This is a genomic window from Lawsonibacter sp. (genome assembly GCF_022777125.1).
GTDB lineage: Bacteria > Bacillota > Clostridia > Oscillospirales > Oscillospiraceae > Lawsonibacter_A > Lawsonibacter_A hominis.
In genome coordinates this window covers 1-16,198 of sequence record NZ_JALFGV010000059.1, presented here as the reverse complement: position 1 = coordinate 16,198, position 16,198 = coordinate 1, and the positions used below count along the sequence as shown (strand labels likewise).

The following is a 16,198-nucleotide window of genomic DNA, read 5'->3' as shown; positions in this document are numbered from 1 at the left end:
CGGCTCCGGCATGAAGAGCGTGATCGAGGGCGCCCGCGCCATCCTGGCCGGGGACGCTGAGATCATCGTGGCCGGCGGCACCGAGAACATGTCCGCCGCCCCCTACGCCCTGCCCGCCGAGCGCTGGGGCGCCCGCATGGGCGACAAGAAGGTCGTGGACACCATGATCAAGGACGGCCTGTGGGATGCTTACAACAACTACCACATGGGCACCACCGCCGAGAACATCTGCGACATCTGGGGCATCACCCGGGAGGAGCTGGACGCCTTTGCCGCCAGCTCCCAGCAGAAGACCGAGGCCGCCCAGAAGGCCGGCAAGTTTGACGACGAGATCGTGCCCGTCCTGGTCAAGAAGAAGAAGGAAATGGTGGAGTTCAAGGTGGACGAGTTCCCCAAGGCCGGCGTGACCTGCGAGAGCATCGCCAAGCTGCGGGGTGCCTTCCCCGTGGGGCCCGAGGGCGTGGAGGACGAGGTTGTGCACACCTTCGAGGTCACCGGCGTCCACGCTGACGACGCCAGAAAGCACGTCCAGCGCGTGACCGCCGCCAACGCCTCCGGCATCAACGACGGCGCCGCCGCCATCCTGCTGGCCAGCGGCGAGGCTGTTGAGAAGTACGGCCTGAAGCCCATGGCCAAGCTGGTCGGCTGGGGCCAGGGCGGCGTGGATCCCAAGATCATGGGCGTGGGCCCCGTGCCCGCCTCCCGCAACGCCATGTCCAAGGCCGGCGTGACCATTGAGGACATCGACCTGGTGGAGGCCAACGAGGCCTTTGCCGCCCAGTCCATCGCCGTGGCCCGCGAGCTGAACTTCGACATGAGCCGCGTCAACGTCAACGGCGGCGCCATCTCCATCGGCCACCCCGTGGGCGCTTCCGGCGCGCGCATCATCGTCACGCTGCTGCATGAGATGGCCAAGCGCGGCGACGCCAAGCGCGGCCTGGCCACCCTGTGCATCGGCGGCGGCATGGGCGTTGCCACCATTTTCGAAAAGTGCTAAATGAAACTCAGCGCTGTGCCGGAACGGGGACGGGAACAGACCGCCCCCGCTCCGGCATACGGCAAAACTCCCATTCTTCATTTTAGGAGGGCAATATCGTGCGCAATAAAGTAATTTCTGTTGCGGAGGCCGTGGCCATGATCCCCGATGGGGCCACCATCATGTGCGGCGGTTTCCTGGGCTGCGGCAGCGCCCATCACATTATCGAGGCCCTGGCAGAGAAGGGCACCAAGGACCTGACCCTCATCGGCAACGACTGCGGTATGGCGACCGGCCCCAACGGCGAGGAATTCTACGGCATGGCCAAGCTGGTCCACAATCACCAGGTCAAGCACGTCATCGCCACCCACGTGGGCATGACCCCCGACGTGGGCACCCAGGGCATGGTGGATAAGACGCTGCAGGTGGACCTGATCCCCCAGGGCACCCTGGCGGAAATGATCCGCGCCGGCGGCGCCGGCCTGGGCGGCGTACTCACCCCCACCGGCGTGGGCACGATCGTGGAGGATTCCCCCTACTGCCTGGGCAAGCAGACCATCGACGGCAAGGAGTACCTGCTCATGAAGCCCATCCGTGCCGACTTTGCCCTGATCAACGGCCACATTGTGGATCAGTTCGGCAACATCTGGTATAAGGGCACCACCCGGAACTTCAACATCGTTATGGCCACCGCCGCCGACGTGGTCATTGCCGAAGGCGATAACCTGGTGGAGATCGGCGATATCGAGCCCGAGAACGTGGTCACCTCCGGTGCCTTTGTCAATTACATCGTGGATGGAGGGAAAGCATAATGGATAAGTCTGAGATCAAGGGCTTTATCGCCAAGCGCGTCGCCCAGGAGCTGAAGGACGGCGACGTGGTCAACCTGGGCATCGGCCTGCCCACGCTGGTTCCCGCCTACCTGCCCGAGGGCGTCCACGTGATCCTTCAGTCCGAGAACGGCATCATCGGCACCGGCCCCAAGCCCACCCCCGAGGAGGCCGAGCCCCGCTATAAGACGGACGCCGGCGGACAGCCCGCCCAGGCCGCCAATTTCGGCTGCTACATCGACTCCGCCACTTCCTTCGGCTTTATCCGCGGCGGCCACGTCAACGCCACCATTCTGGGCGGCCTGGAGGTGGACGAGGAGGGTTCCCTGTCCAACTGGATCATCCCCGGCAAGAAGATGCCCGGCATGGGCGGCGCCATGGATCTGCTGGTGGGTGCCAAGGAAGTCATCGTGGCCATGGAGCACACCGCCAAGGGCAATCCCAAGATCCTGAAGAAATGCCGTCTGCCCTATACCGCGGTGCACTGCATCACCAAGATCATCACCGAAATGTGCGTGATCAACGTCACCGACAAGGGCCTGGAGCTGGTGGAGATCAACCCTGAATTCACCGTCGAGCAGGTGCAGGCCGCTACCGAGGCTACCCTGATCGTCTCCCCCGATCTCAAGCCCATGTGCTGAACCCCAAAAGAAGTCAAACGGGTCTGCGGCATAGCCGCAGACCCGTTTTTCTGCTCTTCCCCTTCTATCCGCATCAAAAATGCTTCATTACGTCCGGATCCCGTTCTTTACAGACTACAGAAAGCGGCAGTATAGTAGGCCTTGACCAAGACAGCTGCCGCCAGCGAAAGGAGGCTCTGCATCAGGGGCGGGAAAATCCGGCACAGTCTACCAGATGAAAGAGAGGGAGCAGAATGTCAGCTTTAACTGCACGCGGAAAAAACGTTAAATACTATATCTGTGTCGCTATTTCGCTATGCTTTATTTTCCTGTTTGGGAAATTGGTCCAGCCCTTTGCCGGCATTACGCCGGTGGGCATCAGCATCCTGGGTATTTTCTTTGGGGTGCTGATCGCCACCATCGTCACCGGAGAGACCTTCTGGCCCGCCCTGCTGGGCCTGTTCGGCATGATCGTCTGCGACTTTACCACTGCGGGCGACCTGCTGAAGACCTGGTTCGGCAATACCACCATTCAGCAGATCATCTGGGTCATGGCGCTGACCGGGGCCGTGACGGAATCCGGCGCGGTCAACGTGCTGGCCCGCAAGGTCCTCAAGATCCGGGCTCTGAAGGGGCATCCCATGCGTCTCATCACCGCGCTTTTCCTGACTGTTTTAGTCTGCGCCGCACTGGTCAGCAGCCCCACGACCATGCTCCTGCTGTGGTATCCGATCCTGGACGGCATCTGCGAGATGTGCGGGGTGGAGAAGAACAGCGACCTGAAGCGGGAGCTGCTGCTGGGCATCTACATCGCGGCCATGGGGGCCTATGTACTGCCCTTCAAGGGCGTGCACCTCTCCTCCATCGCCATCATCAGCGGCATTATGGAGAGCAGCGGGCTGCCCTTCAACAATATGGCCTACCTGGTCGTGGCCACGCTGGTGGTGCTGGCCTTCGTGCTGGTCTACACGCTGTTCATCCGCTTTGTCTGGAAGACCGACCTGACCCCGCTGAAGGAGTTCGACGTGGACAAGATGGGGCTGACCGAGGCCGACCTGAAGATGACCGGCAAGCAGAAGACCCTCTTCGGCTTCATGCTGTTCGGCATCGTGTTCCTGCTGCTGGGCATGGCTCTGCCCAAGGGCAGCGCCGTCTATGATTTTTACAACAAGATCGGCTCCACCTGGGTCTGGATCGTTCTCTTCGCGGTCCTGTGCCTGATGCGGGACCGGGAGGGCAAGCCCTTCATCAACGGCGTCAAGCTGCTTCAGTCCAAGACCATGTGGGGGATCGTGGCCGTGGCCGGCTGCTTCACCATCTGCGGCTCCGCCATCGCCTCCGATGATCTGGGTATCAAGGCCGCCATCGCTACGGTTCTGGGGCCCATTCTGGGCAATGCCAGCTGGCCCATCATGGTCATTCTCTGTGTGGCCGTATCCACCATCTTCACCAACTTTACCAACGGTATGCCCGTCAGCTTCACCATCAACGCCATCTGCATCCCTCTGGCCTGTACCATGCAGATGGAGGGCCGCGGCAACGCCACCATCCTGGGCGTGGCCACCATCCTGGCCAGCATGTGCGCCTTCCTGACCAACGGAGCCATTGCTTATGCCCCCATCCTGCTGGGCCGGGAGGAAATGACCTCCAAATTTATCTTTACCAAGGGCGTTGTGACCAACATCCTCTTTATCGTACTGGCCAGCCTGATCTGTATCGTAGGCGGCTACGTGGTCTGACCAAACTACCAGCAAGGGAGAAAATTCTACTATGACGAACAAGACTTATCTGGAGCCCGCAGCCGAGCTGCCGGTCCAGGAGGAATGCGACATCCTGGTGGTCGGCGGCGGCGCGGCCGGCCACTCCGCCGCCATTGCCGCCGCCCGGGCAGGGGCCAAAAACATCATCCTGCTGGAGCGCTACGGCTATATGGGCGGCGATGTGACCGGCGGCTATGTGATCATGGTCCCCAACCTCTCCTGGTATGACAAATCCTTTGTCCGCGGCCTTCAGGAGGAGTGGTTTACCCGCCTGAGCAAGATCCCCGGCGCGGTGACCGCCCCCGGACTGGACCAGGTGGGCTGCACCGACCCGGCCCTGCTTCATCCCTGGCGCGCCTTCCACGACTGCGTCAGCCGGGACGGCTACGGCGGCTGCAAGCCGTCCTGCCTGGTGCGTTCCGTCTACTTTGAGCCCAATCAGCTGAAGATCGAGATGGACAAAATGCTTCTGGAGCACAAGGACGCCATCCGGGTCATGTGCCACAGCATGGGCGTGCGCCCCATTCTGGAAGGCGGCCGGGTCAAGGGCGTGGTCTACGAGAGCAAGGAGGGCCGCAAGGCGATCCTTGCCAAGATCGTGATCGACGCCACCGGCGACGGCGACCTGTACTCCCGGGCCGGCGCCCCCTGCCAGAGCATGGCCGACCAGGTGACCCGCGCCAACACCACCGCCCTGGTGTGGCGGATCGGCGGCATCAACTGGGACCTGTTCTACCAGTGGCGCAGCACCCACCCGGACGAGATGGCCGCCCTGCGCCTGGGTCTGACCCGGGTGGCCGGGTTCCGCTGCCTGCCCATGCCCAGCAACCAAAACGACATCTGTTGGGTCAACAGCTGGCACGCCAACCGGGACTGCTCGCAGGTCAAGGATCAGACGGAGACCGAGATGAACACCCGCAGCACCATGCGGGACGTACTGGACTATTTGCGCCAGGCCGTGCCCGTGGCCTTCCGCAACGCGTACCTCTACGATATCGCGCCTCAGCTGGGCACCCGCATCAGCCGCCGCCTGGTGGGCGAGTACGTGATGAGCACCGCCGATTTTGCCTACGCCATCCAACACGACGACGTGATCGCCTGGCACTCCACCATATGCCAGGTCAACGACTGCGGCCCGGTCGAGATCCCCTACCGGGCCATCCTGCCTCAGGGGGTGGAAAACCTGCTCTGTCCCGGCCGCCACCTGTCTGCCGACGGCATCGCCATCGACTGGCTGGATCTGATCCCGCAGTGTGTGGGCACCGGACAGGCCGCCGGCGTGGCCGCCGCCGTGGCGGTCGCCGACGGCTCCACCGCCCACGGGGTGGATATCCGCAAGGTGCAGGATATCCTGGTGGACCAGGACGTGCCCCTGCCCCGCAACGCCAAGTTTGAGGCCAAGGACCCCTCCTACCGGGAATGTGTGCAGGCCCATCAGTACGGCCTGTACACCGATAAGGCCAAGCTGGCCCGGGAACAGCGGGAAAAGGGCCAGCGCCTGGACCTGGACTTTCAGGAAAAATTCAATGAACCGCCCAAGCACTGAGCCGCCGGAGCAGGCTGCGCAGCCCGTCCCTTCGCAGCAACCCGTGCTGCCGCTGGACTTCTGCCGCTCCCTGGTGGACGCGCCCGGCTGTCTCCGCGACGGCGTCTGCAACGAGTGCGGACGGTGCGAGCACTGAACCCGAAGCGGGGCCGTACCGGAACGCGCCGCCTTTGGCCGGCCGGTAACGCCGTCTCTCATACAAAAGGCCGGAGCATTGCCCTTCCAAGGCAATGCTCCGGCCTTTTGTATGGAAGGCGCCCGCTCCAGCTCCTGTCCCGCGGCGTTCGCCCGCGCCGCTCGTGCCGCAGACGCTAGGATTGCCGGGTCTGCTGCCGCATAAAGGTAAGAAAGGGCTCCATCGCGCTCTGCTGATAAAGTCCGCGGCTCCATACCAGCCAGTTCGTGCTGGGGTGGAAAAAGTCCAGAGGCACCTGCCTTACCTCCTCCCACGTCGCCATCATATCCAGCGGCAGGATCGGATAGAGCTTCCCCTGCCGGGTCAGTTCCTTCAGCAGCATCTGGTCCGACGTCCGGATCACCACGCTCAATTCCCTGCCCAGCGCCTGAAAGCAGGTCTTCAGCGTGGCCTCGATGGGCATGGGAGCGTTGAAAAAGCCCAGCGGCAGATCCAGAATATCCGCGATGCTGACGCTCGTCTTTTGGGCCAGGGGGTCCGCCGCCGCCACCCCCAGCATGATGGGATTCGGATAGAGCTCCAGCGCGTCAAACTCCACCGGGTCCGGCCGCACCGGTGTAAAAAAGGCGTCCAGGCGCCCATTCAGCAGCATGCGCCAGGCGTCATAGGCGCTGTATTCCTCAATATACAGGCGGATCTGAGGATAGCGGCACTGGAATTCCTCCAGGTAGGTATGGTAGATGCAGTAGGCATTGGTGGGCGTAACGCCCAGCCGCAGCAGCCGTGTCTGCTCCTGAGTGCGCAGCCGGCCGATCCGCCCCTTGGCGGTGGCGTAGCTGGCCGTAAACGTCTCGAACAGCTGGGCCAGGATGGTTCCGCTCTCCGTCAGGGCAACGCCGTTTTTGGAGCGTGTAAAGATCTGGGTCCCGAACTCCTCTTCCAGCTCGGCAATGGCGCGGGAGACCACGGAGCGGGAAAGAAACAGCGCCTCCGCCGCAGCGGAGATATTCCCCTTGGCACAGACCGTCTGGAAATACTCGATCTGCTTCAGCGTCATATCCGCACCCGCCCCTTTGCCCGGCCGGCCCGCGTTCTCATTCCGCCCCGCCCACGAACTTGTGGGCCTCGTTGACCGCCCGCTCTACGGCGTTGAGGATGTTCTGATAGCCGGTGCAGCGGCACAGGTGGCCGGAGATGAGCCTGCGCAGCTCGTCCCGGGTGTACTGCCGGCCGCTGCCCACGATCTCCACCGCGCTCATGATGATGCCGGGGGTGCAGAAGCCGCACTGGACGGCGGCTTCCTCCACAAACGCCCTCTGGATGGGGGAGAGCTCCCCGCTTTCCGTCTGCAGGCCCTCCACGGTGAGGATGCGCTTCCCCTGGGCCCAGACGCCCAAATAGATGCAGGAGTCGATGGCCACTCCGTCCACCAGGACGGTGCAGGCTCCGCACTCCCCCACTTCGCAGCCTTTTTTCACGCTGGTCAGGCCCAACCGCTCCCGCAGCACGTCGGCCAGGGATTCCCGGGGATCGATCCCCACCTCCACCGCCCTTCCGTTGACGGTACATTGGAGCGCTTCGATCATATCTGTGCCCCTCCCTTCCGGGCCGCCTCCCGCAGGGCGCGGCCCGACAGCTCCTCCACCAGCTGCAGGCGGAACTCTTTGGACGCCCGCCAGCTGGAGCGCGGATGCACATCCTCCAGCGCCGCCCGGCCGATCCGGCCGACGGCCTCCCCGATGGGCAGGCCCCGCACGGCCGCCTCCGCGCCGCAGGCGCGCATGGGCACCGGGCCCGCCACGCCGAAGGCCAGGCGGGCCTCCTCAACGGTCCTTTTGTCCGCGCTGAGCTTCACCAGGCAGCTGACCCCCAGTGTGGCGATGTCCATGGCGCTGCGCATGGCGTATTTGATGTAGTGTCCGGTATAGCCCTCGCAGTTGGCGCGGGGGATGACGATCTTCACCAGCAGCTCCTCGTGGGCAAGGTCCACCTTGCCCACCCCCTTATACCACTGGGCGATGGGCACTTCCCGCTCGCCCCGGGGGGAGCGTACCCGCAGCACCGCGCCCAGCGCCATGAGGGTGGAGGCGGAGTCCGCCGAGGTAATGCCGTTGCAGACGTTGCCGCCGATGGTGCCCGCCGCCCGGAGCTGGGGCCCGCCCGCCTGGTCCACCGCCTCCCCCAGCACGGGGATGCAGCGGCGGATGACGGGGTCAGAGGCCACGCCCCGGAACGTGGTCAGAGGCCCGATTTCAATGTCCCCGCCGCTCGCCTGCGTCACGCCGGATAGCTCCTCCCCCAGCCCGTGGATGGACACCAGGGAGCAGCCCGCCAGCTTCCCCTCCCGCACCTTGATGAGCACATCGGTGCCGCCGGCGATGACCAGGGCGGACGGGTCGGCCTGAAGGGCACGGATGGCGTCGGCCACCGACCGGGCCTGATAGATGGATGCGATATCATACATCAGAGCAGTCCCTCCTTTCGGAATGCGTCCACCAGCCGCTGGGGCGTGAGCGGCAGGGTGTTCACCGCCACCCCGGTGGCGTGGAGCAGGGCGTTGCGGATGGCGGGAGCCACGGGGATGGCCGGCGGCTCGCCCAGGGATTTGTTGCCGAAGGGCCCGGAGGGGTCCTCCGTCTCGACAAACAGGGCGTGCAGTTCCGGGTGGTCCAGCGCGGTGGGCAGTTTATAGTCCAACAGGTTGCCGTTGAGCAGCCGCCCGGTCTTCTCGTCCAGCTTCATCTCCTCGCTCAGGGCGTACCCCAGCCCCATGCTCATGCCGCCGTGGACCTGGGCCTCGGCCAGCTTGGGGTTGATGAGCGTTCCGGAATCGTGGACGTTGACGATGCGCAGCACCCGGATCTTCCCCACGGGGATATCCACCTCGATCTCCGCGAAGCAGCAGCCGAAGGAAAAGGTGTTGTCCTTGACGTGGCTGGTGCACTCGGCGGTGATGTGCACGGAGTGCTCCAGCGAATAAAAGGCCTCCAGCGCCAGATCGGCCAGTGAGAGCAGGCTCTCCCCGCTCCGGGCGTCCACGATGTCCCGGCCGCGGACGTCCAGCTCCCCCGCCTCGGGCAAAAGCTCCCGGGCATAGCGCAGCAGCTTTTCCCGGAAGCGCTCCCCCGTCCGGCGGATGGCGTGGCCGGTCACGTAGGTCTGCCGGGAGGCGTAGGCCCCCGTGTCGAAGGGGGCGATGTCGGTATCCTGGGTGGAGACGATGTGTACGTCCTCGGTGGGGATCCCGATGGCCTGGGCGCACATCTGGGAAAAGACGGTGTCGCCCCCCTGGCCGATCTCGGTGGCCCCCAGCTGAAGCTGGACCGTGCCGTCCTGGTTGAGAACGATCCGGGCGGAGGAGGTCTCCAGCGAAATGGGGTGCACGCCGGTCTTGTAGGAGAAGACGGCCATCCCCACCCCCCGGCGCACCGGCCCGGTCTGGTTTTGATACCTGGCCCGCAGCCCGTCCCAATCCAGGAACCTGCGCCCTTTTTCCATGCATTCCCGCGCTCCGGTGGAGTGACAGGTAATGCCGTTGAGGGGGTCCACATAGCCGGGGGGCATCAGGTTTTGATAGCGGAATTCATAGGGGTCCAGCCCCATTTCCCGGGCAATGTCCTCCATCATGCACTCCAGGGCAAAATTGCACTGAGGGATGCCGTAGCCCCGCATGGCGCCGGGGGCGGGGCGGTTGGTGTAGACGGTGTACGCCTCGCTGCGGTGGGCCAGCTGGTCCAGGTAGGTCTGGCGGAAGCCGGTGACGGCGTTGGCCGCGATGGCGTGCCCGTGGGAGGCGTAGCCCCCCTGGTCGGATACGGCCACGCACGAGCGGGCCATGAGATAGCCGTCCCCGTCCACCGCGGCGCGCACGTCAAAGGAAATGGGATGGCGGGAGCGGGTGTTCCGGAAGGTCTCCTCCCGGCTGGCCTCCAGCTTGACGCAGCGGCCGCCCGCTTCCACACACAGCCAGGCGTTCAGGGGCTCGTAGAGCACTTCCTGTTTGTTGCCGAAGCCGCCGCCGATGTAAGGCTTGACGACCCGCACCCGGCCCCAGGGGATCCCCAGCGCCTGCCCCACCACCCGGCGCACGATGTGGGGGATCTGAGTGGAGGTGACCACCACGATGCGCCCGCCCTCCCGATAGGCGTAGGAGGTGGGATTCTCAATGTGGCAGTGCTGGACCTGCTGGGTCTCGTAGTGCCCGGAAAACCGGTGGTAGGCGGGGCAGTCCAGCACGTCCCCGGCGCAGCGGAAGTCCGAGGGCGGCAGGGGGATCTCGGACACGGTGTGCTTCAGGATATTGTCCGGATGCTCTTCGTGGATGGGCGGTACGCCGGGCGCCATGGCGGCCTGGGGCGTGAGGACGGGGGGATATTCCTCATACTCTACCCGGATCCGTTCCAGCGCCCGCCGGGCGGTGATCTCATCCACCGCCACCACGGCGGCGATATCGTCTCCATAGATGCGCACCCGCCGGTTGAGCAGTTTCCGGTCGGCCACGTCCTGGTGGGCCGGCTCCACGCTCCAGGGGTGGCCGGGGGTGGGATACTGGATCTCCGGCACGTCGAAGCAGGTGAGCACCTTCACCACCCCGGGCAGCGCTTCGGCCGCCGCGGTGTCCATGCTTTTGACCCATCCGTTGGCGATGGTGCTGTGGAGGACCTTGGCCACCAGCGCATTGCGGGGGCAGAGGTCGTCGGTATATTGGGCGCGGCCGGTCACCTTGTCCACGGCGTCCACCCGCTGGATACTTCTGCCGACTTCCATAAAACGCACCTCCTTATTTGCCCTAAGTATACCGCAGGATGACCAAAAAAGGAAGGGAAAGACGCAAAAAGCTAAAAATTTGTCAGAGGCACCAAAAAGCTTTTTGTTTTCCCTTGATTTATTCCCGCCATGTGCTATCATAAACGGAGAAGTCCCAATTGAAGGAGGCGCCAGCATGATCGACTTGACCATCCACCAAGCGTGCCTGGACCGCAACATCCAAAAGGCCCGGGAGAACGGGGTGATCATCCCCACCTTTGAAAACATGAAGCATCCCGAGACCGTGCCCGGCAAAGTGAAGGACCGGCTGAAGCACGTGGGTCTGTGGGACGTGGACCCGCTGAACCTGTTCCGCATCACGTGGAAAAACGAGCCCCTGGAGACCGGCGGGCTGTACCGCCCCGTCCCCAATTACATCGAGCTGCCCTCCGCCCTCACCGGCGTGAGCGCCCGCATCCTCTGCCTGGTGGGCAAGTGGTTCCCAACCGGCTGCCATAAGGTGGGCGCCTCCTTCGGCTGTCTGGCCCCCCGGCTGGTCACCGGACAGTTTGACGCCGCCTACCACCGGGCCGTGTGGCCCTCCACGGGCAACTACTGCCGGGGCGGCGCCTTCAACTCCAAGCTGCTGGGGGTCAAGTCCGTGGCCATCCTGCCCGCGGGCATGAGCCGGGAGCGCTTCCAGTGGCTGGAGCAGATCGCCGGCGAGGTCATCGCCACCCCCGGCTGCGAGAGCAACGTGAAGGAGATCTTCGACAAGACCCACGAGCTCTCCCAGCTGCCCGACTGCATGATCTTCAACCAGTTTGAGGAGATGGGCAACCACCTGTGGCATTATCAGGTCACGGGCAGCGCCGTGGCGGAGGTGTTCGAGGCCGTCAAGCGCCCCGGCGACCGCTTCGCGGGGGCCTGCTTCACCAGCGGCAGCGCGGGCACCATCGGCTGCGGGGATTACCTCAAGGAGGTCTACCCCACCCTGAAGCTGGCGGTGGGCGAGGCGCTGCAGTGTCCCACCATCCTGGAAAACGGCTTCGGCGACCACCGGATCGAGGGCATCGGCGACAAGCACATCCCCTGGATCCACAATGTGAAGAACACCGATCTGGTCATCGACATCGACGACGAGGACTCCCAGCGCCTGCTGCGGCTGTTCAACGACCCGGCGGGCCTGGATTACCTGCGCACCTGCGGCGTGGATGAGGCCACCCTGGCCCAGCTGTCCCTGCTGGGCATCTCCGGCATCGCCAACGTACTTTGCTGCGTCAAGCTGGCCAAATATTACGAGCTGACCGAGCACGACGTGGTGGCCACCGTGCTCACCGACTCCGCCGCCATGTACGGCTCCCGCATCCAGGAGCTGGCGGAGCAGTACGGTCCTTACGACGCAAAGGCCGCCGCGGTGGATCACAGCCTGCACCTGCTGGGCCTGCGCACCGACGCCATGGCGGAGCTGACCTACTACCAGCGCAAACGGGTCCATAACCTGAAGTATTACACCTGGGTGGAGCAGCAGGGCCGCACCATGGAGGAGCTCAACGACCTGTGGTACGGCACGGTATGGGACGACGTCCACCAGCAGGCCGCCGCCCTGGACGAGCTGATCCATTCCTTCAATGAGGCCACCGGCGTTCTGGGGCGGCTGTAGGGGCCTGCACCCCCCATTCTCCATTCCCAAAAGGAGGTTTCCCCATGAAATACGTGCTGGGCGCCCAATGCGTCAAATGCGGCCGGGAATACGACGCCGTGCCGGACCTCACCACCTGCTCCTGCGGCGGCATCCTGGATATCGTATACGACTACGCCGCCATCCGGCGGGACGTTTCCCCCAGGGACCTGGAGGACTGCCGGGACTACAGCATGTGGCGCTACCGGCCCTTCCTGCCGGTGGAGGCCGACTCCGCCCCCACGCCCCTGCGGGTGGGCTGGTCCCCGCTCTACCCGGCCCCCCGCCTGGCCCGGGCGCTGGGGCTCAAGGCCCTCTACCTCAAGGACGACGGGCAGAATCCCACCGCCAGTCTGAAGGACCGGGCCTCCGCCCTGGCGGTGGTCAAGGCCCGTGAGGCCGGGGCGGACACCATCGCCTGCTCCTCCACGGGCAACGCCGCCTCCTCCCTGGCAGGCAACGCGGCGGCGGCGGGGCTGTCCACCTATATCTTTGTCCCCAGCCGGGCGCCCAAGGGAAAGGTGGCGCAGCTGCGCATTTTCGGCTCCACCGTCATCAGCGTGGACGGCTCCTATGAGGACACCTTCGCGCTGTCCAAGGCCGCCATCGACCGCTGGGGCTGGTACAACCGCAACGCGGCCGTCAATCCCTACCTGTCCGAGGGCAAGAAGACCGTCACCCTGGAGATTCTGGAGCAGCTGGGCTGGCGGACGCCCGATTACATCGCCCTTTCCGTGGGGGACGGCTGCACCATCGCCGGAGCCTGGAAGGGCCTGAAGGATCTGTATGCGGCCGGGTTCATCGAGCGCCTGCCCCGGCTCATTTCCGTCCAGGCCCAGGGCTGCTGCCCCCTGAACCGCGCCATCCAGACCGGGACGCCCTGGACCCCCATGGCGGAAAACACCCTGGCCGATTCCATCGCCGTGGGGGTGCCCCGCAACCCGGACAAGGCCCTGAACGCCATCCGGGAATCGGACGGGATCGCCGTCAACGTCTCCGACGATGAGATCCTCGCCGCCATGCGCCTGCTGGGCCGCACCCAGGGCGTGTTCGGGGAACCCGCCGGGGTCACCGGTACCGCGGGCGTGAAAAAGGCCCTGGAGCTGGGCCTCATCTCCCCCGACTCCACCGTGGTGAGCATCGTCACCGGCAACGGCCTGAAGGACGTGCAAAACGGCATCCGCGCCGCGGGGGAGCCCATGCTGGTCCGGCCGGAGCTGGACGCGCTGCTGGACGCCTTCGCGTCCCATGGGATCGCCCCGTAAGAGAGAAAGGAAGCTGCTGCAATGAATGAACGCCCCGCCAAGATCGCCGTGATCTGTCACATGCTCTTTACGCTGGCCAGCCTGCTGTTGGCCATCTACTTCTTCCTTTTCGTCCCCGGCAAGGGGATCGTCCCCATGGTCGGCCTGCCCATCTGGATGGGCTACAGCGTCTACGCCACCATCAAGAGCGTGGCCGACATCATCGGCCGCCAGCGCCGGTTCACCAATTTCTCCAACATGATCGCCCGCTGGGAGGATACGCTGGAGGGCCGCGGCAAGGCCTTGGCCCTGCTGACCTTTATGACGGTGATCGTCGGCGCGGTAAAGATCGCCGTCCCCCTGCTGCTGATGGAGCTTTGATCCCCTTCGCCGACAAGCGCGGCCGCGCCGGCAGGCGCTTGACCGCGGCGTTTGATCCCGGTCCCGTATAAGGAGGTTTTTATGTCCATCCTGATCCAAAACGGCACTCTGCTGCTCCCGGAGGGGCCTGCCCGGGCCGACCTGCGGCTGGAAGGGGACAAGATCGCTCAGATCGGCCCCGGCCTCCCGGTGGAAGACAGCCGGGTGGTGGACGCCTCCGGCCGGCTGGTTTTCCCCGGCTTTATCGACACCCACACTCATTTCGAGATGAACAAGGGCACCGACCGGGAGACCGCCGACGATTGGGCCACCGGCACCCGGGCCGCCCTGGCCGGGGGGACCACCTGCGTGCTGGATTTTGCCGAGCCCAAGCGGGGGGCCGCCCTTTCCTCCGCCCTGGAGACCTGGCATAGCCGCGCGGACGGCCGGGCCTGGTGTCACTACGGGTTCCACATGACCCTCAAGGACTGGAACCCCGCCGTCCGCGCCGAGCTTTCCGCCATGACCGCCGCCGGGGTGACCTCCTATAAGGTCTATCTGGCCTACGACAACCTGCGCCTGCGGGACAGCGCGGCCTATGAGGCCGTGCGCGCCGTCGGCAGGGAGGGCGGCCTTGTGGGCTGCCACTGCGAGAACGGGGACCTGGTCGCCGAGGGCGTCGCCGCCATGCACGCCGCAGGCCGCCGCGGCCCCGAGGCCCATCCCCATTCCCGTCCTCCCCTGGTGGAGGCGGAGGCGGTGGGCCGCTGGCTGGCCATCGGGGAGATGGCGGGCTGTCCGGTGAATATCGTGCATCTCTCCACCCGCCGCGCTCTGGAGCTGGTCCGCGCCGCCCGGGCCCGGGGCCAGGCGTGCTATGTGGAGACCTGCCCGCAGTATCTGCTGCTGGACGAGGGGCGGTATGCCCTGCCCGGCTTTGAAAGCGCCAAATTCGTCCTCTCGCCGCCCCTGCGCGCGCCGGAGGATGTGCGCGCCCTGTGGGACGCCCTGGCCGCCGGCGAGATCGACACCGTGGGCACCGACCACTGCTCCTTTGATTTCTACGGTCCCAAGCAGCTGGGACGGGAGGATTTTGCCAAGATCCCCAACGGCATCCCCGGTGTGGAGCACCGCCCCGTGCTGCTTTATACGGCGGGCGTGGCCGCGGGGCGTATGAGCGCCCATCAGCTCATGCAGGTTTTGTCGGAGCGCCCCGCCAAGCTCTTCGGGATGTACCCGCGGAAAGGGGCTTTGGCGGTGGGCAGCGACGGCGATCTTGTAATATTGGACCCGAATGCTACCCAGCGTATTTCCGCCCGCACCCAGTACCAGAATGTGGACTACACCCCCTACGAGGGCATGCAGGCCAGCTGCCGCGTGGAGCACGTGTTCCTCTCGGGGGTGGAGGCTGTGCAGAACGGCAACGTCCTTTCCCCGCCCCGGGGCCGCTATGTCCGCCGGGGGCCTTCCCAATTCTGGCGATGAGGGTGGGCGCGGTGCTGCTGGCCTCCGGCGCGGGACGGCGCTTCGGCTCCAACAAGCTGCTGGTCGACTGGCATGGGGCGCCGCTGATATGCCGCGCCCTCTCGGCCGTCCCCCCCGCCCTGTTTTCCCGCGCGGCGGTCTGCTCGCCCTATCCCCGGGTCCTTGCGCTGGCGGAGGCGGCCGGGTTTCTTCCGCTGCGCAACGCCCACGCCCGGGAGGGGGTCTCGGCCTCGATCCGCCTGGGCCTGGGGGCCATGACGGATCTGGACGGGGTGCTGTTCGCCGTGTGCGATCAGCCCTATTTGACTACGGAAAGTATCAAACGTCTTCTTGATTCCTTTCTGGAATCAAAAGAGGCCGTCTGCGCCCTGTCCTGGCAGGGCAGGCGGGGCAATCCCGCGGTCTTTCCCTCCAGTCTGTTTCCGGAGCTTCTCGCCCTTTCCGGCGATACGGGCGGCGGCGCCGTCATCCGCCGTCACCCGGACCGCCTGCGCCTGGTCGAGGCCCGTTCCCCCCGGGAGCTGGTGGACGTGGACACGCCCACGGATCTCTGCGGGATTTAAAGCGCGCCGGGCGTTTGCCCGGCGCGCCTGCTTGTCGCAAAAGGCCCTTGGGCCTTTTGCGACAAAAGAGCCGCATGGCGGACGCGGCTCGATTCCTGCAGAAAAGTCGCCCCGTCCGCCATGAGAAGTGTCATTTTCAAGGCGCATGTCCTTGAAAATGACAGGTCCTGATTTTGTTCCGTCCTTTGCGAATGACGGAATTCTGCGAAGCTTTCCTGCTGTGAGGTTCTTCCACCGTCTGGCGCGCCGGG

Annotated in this window: 16 protein-coding genes; 11 read left to right on the top strand and 5 right to left on the bottom strand. The window is 65.1% G+C overall.

Annotated features, from left to right (window positions below; translation table 11 throughout):
• From MR825_RS04830 to MR825_RS04805, 6 genes are all read left to right on the top strand, one after another.
• Positions 1–997: acetyl-CoA C-acyltransferase (locus MR825_RS04830; protein WP_287879223.1), on the top strand; the 997-nt coding region annotated here is incomplete at its 5' end.
• Positions 998–1,095: 98 nt separating this feature from the next.
• Positions 1,096–1,788: a CoA transferase subunit A gene (locus tag MR825_RS04825; protein ID WP_186907357.1), complete on the top strand. Its 693-nt coding sequence runs from the start codon at positions 1,096–1,098 to the stop codon at positions 1,786–1,788.
• Positions 1,788–2,447: a 3-oxoacid CoA-transferase subunit B gene (locus tag MR825_RS04820; RefSeq protein WP_186907358.1), complete on the top strand. Its 660-nt coding sequence runs from the start codon at positions 1,788–1,790 to the stop codon at positions 2,445–2,447. Before MR825_RS04825 ends, MR825_RS04820 begins: the two co-directional genes overlap by 1 nt.
• Positions 2,448–2,680: 233 nt before the next feature.
• Positions 2,681–4,165, top strand: a complete 1,485-nt coding sequence (locus tag MR825_RS04815; RefSeq protein ID WP_256175323.1) for an SLC13 family permease — start codon at positions 2,681–2,683, stop codon at positions 4,163–4,165.
• Between the two features lie 31 nt (positions 4,166–4,196).
• The gene (locus tag MR825_RS04810) at positions 4,197–5,732 is read left to right on the top strand and encodes an FAD-dependent oxidoreductase (protein WP_186907360.1); all 1,536 of its coding nucleotides are present in this window, start codon (positions 4,197–4,199) and stop codon (positions 5,730–5,732) included.
• Positions 5,713–5,868: a hypothetical protein gene (locus MR825_RS04805; RefSeq protein WP_186907361.1), complete on the top strand. Its 156-nt coding sequence runs from the start codon at positions 5,713–5,715 to the stop codon at positions 5,866–5,868. The genes MR825_RS04810 and MR825_RS04805 overlap by 20 nt, the downstream gene beginning before the upstream one ends.
• A gap of 175 nt (positions 5,869–6,043) precedes the next feature.
• On the opposite strand, the gene MR825_RS04800 is transcribed toward MR825_RS04805, so the two are convergent.
• Genes MR825_RS04800 through xdhA form a run of 4 tightly spaced genes read right to left on the bottom strand, consistent with a single transcriptional unit; the run spans position 6,044 to position 10,635 of the window.
• Positions 6,044–6,925, bottom strand: a complete 882-nt coding sequence (locus tag MR825_RS04800; protein WP_287879219.1) for a LysR family transcriptional regulator — start codon at positions 6,923–6,925, stop codon at positions 6,044–6,046.
• A 37-nt stretch (positions 6,926–6,962) separates the two neighbouring features.
• Complete coding sequence (gene xdhC, locus MR825_RS04795; RefSeq protein ID WP_186907363.1) at positions 6,963–7,454, bottom strand: xanthine dehydrogenase subunit XdhC; 492 nt, start codon at positions 7,452–7,454, stop codon at positions 6,963–6,965.
• The gene (gene xdhB / locus MR825_RS04790) at positions 7,451–8,332 is read right to left on the bottom strand and encodes a xanthine dehydrogenase subunit XdhB (RefSeq protein WP_256175329.1); all 882 of its coding nucleotides are present in this window, start codon (positions 8,330–8,332) and stop codon (positions 7,451–7,453) included. Before xdhB ends, xdhC begins: the two co-directional genes overlap by 4 nt.
• On the bottom strand, positions 8,332–10,635 hold the full coding sequence (xdhA, locus tag MR825_RS04785; RefSeq protein ID WP_186907365.1) for a xanthine dehydrogenase subunit XdhA: 2,304 nt from the start codon (positions 10,633–10,635) through the stop codon (positions 8,332–8,334). The genes xdhB and xdhA overlap by 1 nt, the downstream gene beginning before the upstream one ends.
• Before the next feature lie 175 nt (positions 10,636–10,810).
• On the opposite strand from xdhA, the gene MR825_RS04780 reads away from it, so the two are divergent.
• From MR825_RS04780 to MR825_RS04760, 5 genes are all read left to right on the top strand, one after another.
• Complete coding sequence (locus tag MR825_RS04780; RefSeq protein ID WP_186907366.1) at positions 10,811–12,277, top strand: pyridoxal-phosphate dependent enzyme; 1,467 nt, start codon at positions 10,811–10,813, stop codon at positions 12,275–12,277.
• A gap of 44 nt (positions 12,278–12,321) precedes the next feature.
• The gene (locus MR825_RS04775; protein ID WP_186907367.1) at positions 12,322–13,560 is read left to right on the top strand and encodes a threonine synthase; all 1,239 of its coding nucleotides are present in this window, start codon (positions 12,322–12,324) and stop codon (positions 13,558–13,560) included.
• A gap of 21 nt (positions 13,561–13,581) precedes the next feature.
• The gene (locus MR825_RS04770) at positions 13,582–13,920 is read left to right on the top strand and encodes a hypothetical protein (protein ID WP_186907368.1); all 339 of its coding nucleotides are present in this window, start codon (positions 13,582–13,584) and stop codon (positions 13,918–13,920) included.
• A gap of 81 nt (positions 13,921–14,001) precedes the next feature.
• Positions 14,002–15,384, top strand: coding sequence for a dihydropyrimidinase (hydA, locus tag MR825_RS04765; RefSeq protein ID WP_186907369.1), 1,383 nt, complete (start codon positions 14,002–14,004; stop codon positions 15,382–15,384).
• An 11-nt stretch (positions 15,385–15,395) separates the two neighbouring features.
• Positions 15,396–15,947 carry a nucleotidyltransferase family protein gene (locus tag MR825_RS04760; RefSeq protein ID WP_287879212.1) on the top strand — a complete coding sequence of 184 codons (552 nt, stop codon included), beginning with the start codon at positions 15,396–15,398 and terminating at the stop codon, positions 15,945–15,947.
• Here MR825_RS04760 and MR825_RS04755 read toward each other — a convergent pair.
• Positions 15,944–16,198 (bottom strand): hypothetical protein (locus MR825_RS04755; RefSeq protein WP_287879210.1); only part of this gene is annotated, 255 nt, incomplete at its 5' end. The genes MR825_RS04760 and MR825_RS04755 overlap by 4 nt on opposite strands.

Excerpts from the sequence above, each read along its gene's own strand:
- MR825_RS04820 (WP_186907358.1), top strand. The coding sequence starts at position 1,788 with ATGGATAAGTCTGAGATCAAGGGCTTTATCGCCAAGCGCGTCGCCCAG.
- MR825_RS04815 (WP_256175323.1), top strand. The coding sequence starts at position 2,681 with ATGTCAGCTTTAACTGCACGCGGAAAAAACGTTAAATACTATATCTGT.
- MR825_RS04810 (WP_186907360.1), top strand. The coding sequence starts at position 4,197 with ATGACGAACAAGACTTATCTGGAGCCCGCAGCCGAGCTGCCGGTCCAG.
- MR825_RS04805 (WP_186907361.1), top strand. The coding sequence starts at position 5,713 with ATGAACCGCCCAAGCACTGAGCCGCCGGAGCAGGCTGCGCAGCCCGTC.
- MR825_RS04800 (WP_287879219.1), bottom strand. The coding sequence starts at position 6,925 with ATGACGCTGAAGCAGATCGAGTATTTCCAGACGGTCTGTGCCAAGGGG.
- xdhC (WP_186907363.1), bottom strand. The coding sequence starts at position 7,454 with ATGATCGAAGCGCTCCAATGTACCGTCAACGGAAGGGCGGTGGAGGTG.
- xdhB (WP_256175329.1), bottom strand. The coding sequence starts at position 8,332 with ATGTATGATATCGCATCCATCTATCAGGCCCGGTCGGTGGCCGACGCC.
- xdhA (WP_186907365.1), bottom strand. The coding sequence starts at position 10,635 with ATGGAAGTCGGCAGAAGTATCCAGCGGGTGGACGCCGTGGACAAGGTG.
- MR825_RS04780 (WP_186907366.1), top strand. The coding sequence starts at position 10,811 with ATGATCGACTTGACCATCCACCAAGCGTGCCTGGACCGCAACATCCAA.
- MR825_RS04775 (WP_186907367.1), top strand. The coding sequence starts at position 12,322 with ATGAAATACGTGCTGGGCGCCCAATGCGTCAAATGCGGCCGGGAATAC.
- MR825_RS04770 (WP_186907368.1), top strand. The coding sequence starts at position 13,582 with ATGAATGAACGCCCCGCCAAGATCGCCGTGATCTGTCACATGCTCTTT.
- hydA (WP_186907369.1), top strand. The coding sequence starts at position 14,002 with ATGTCCATCCTGATCCAAAACGGCACTCTGCTGCTCCCGGAGGGGCCT.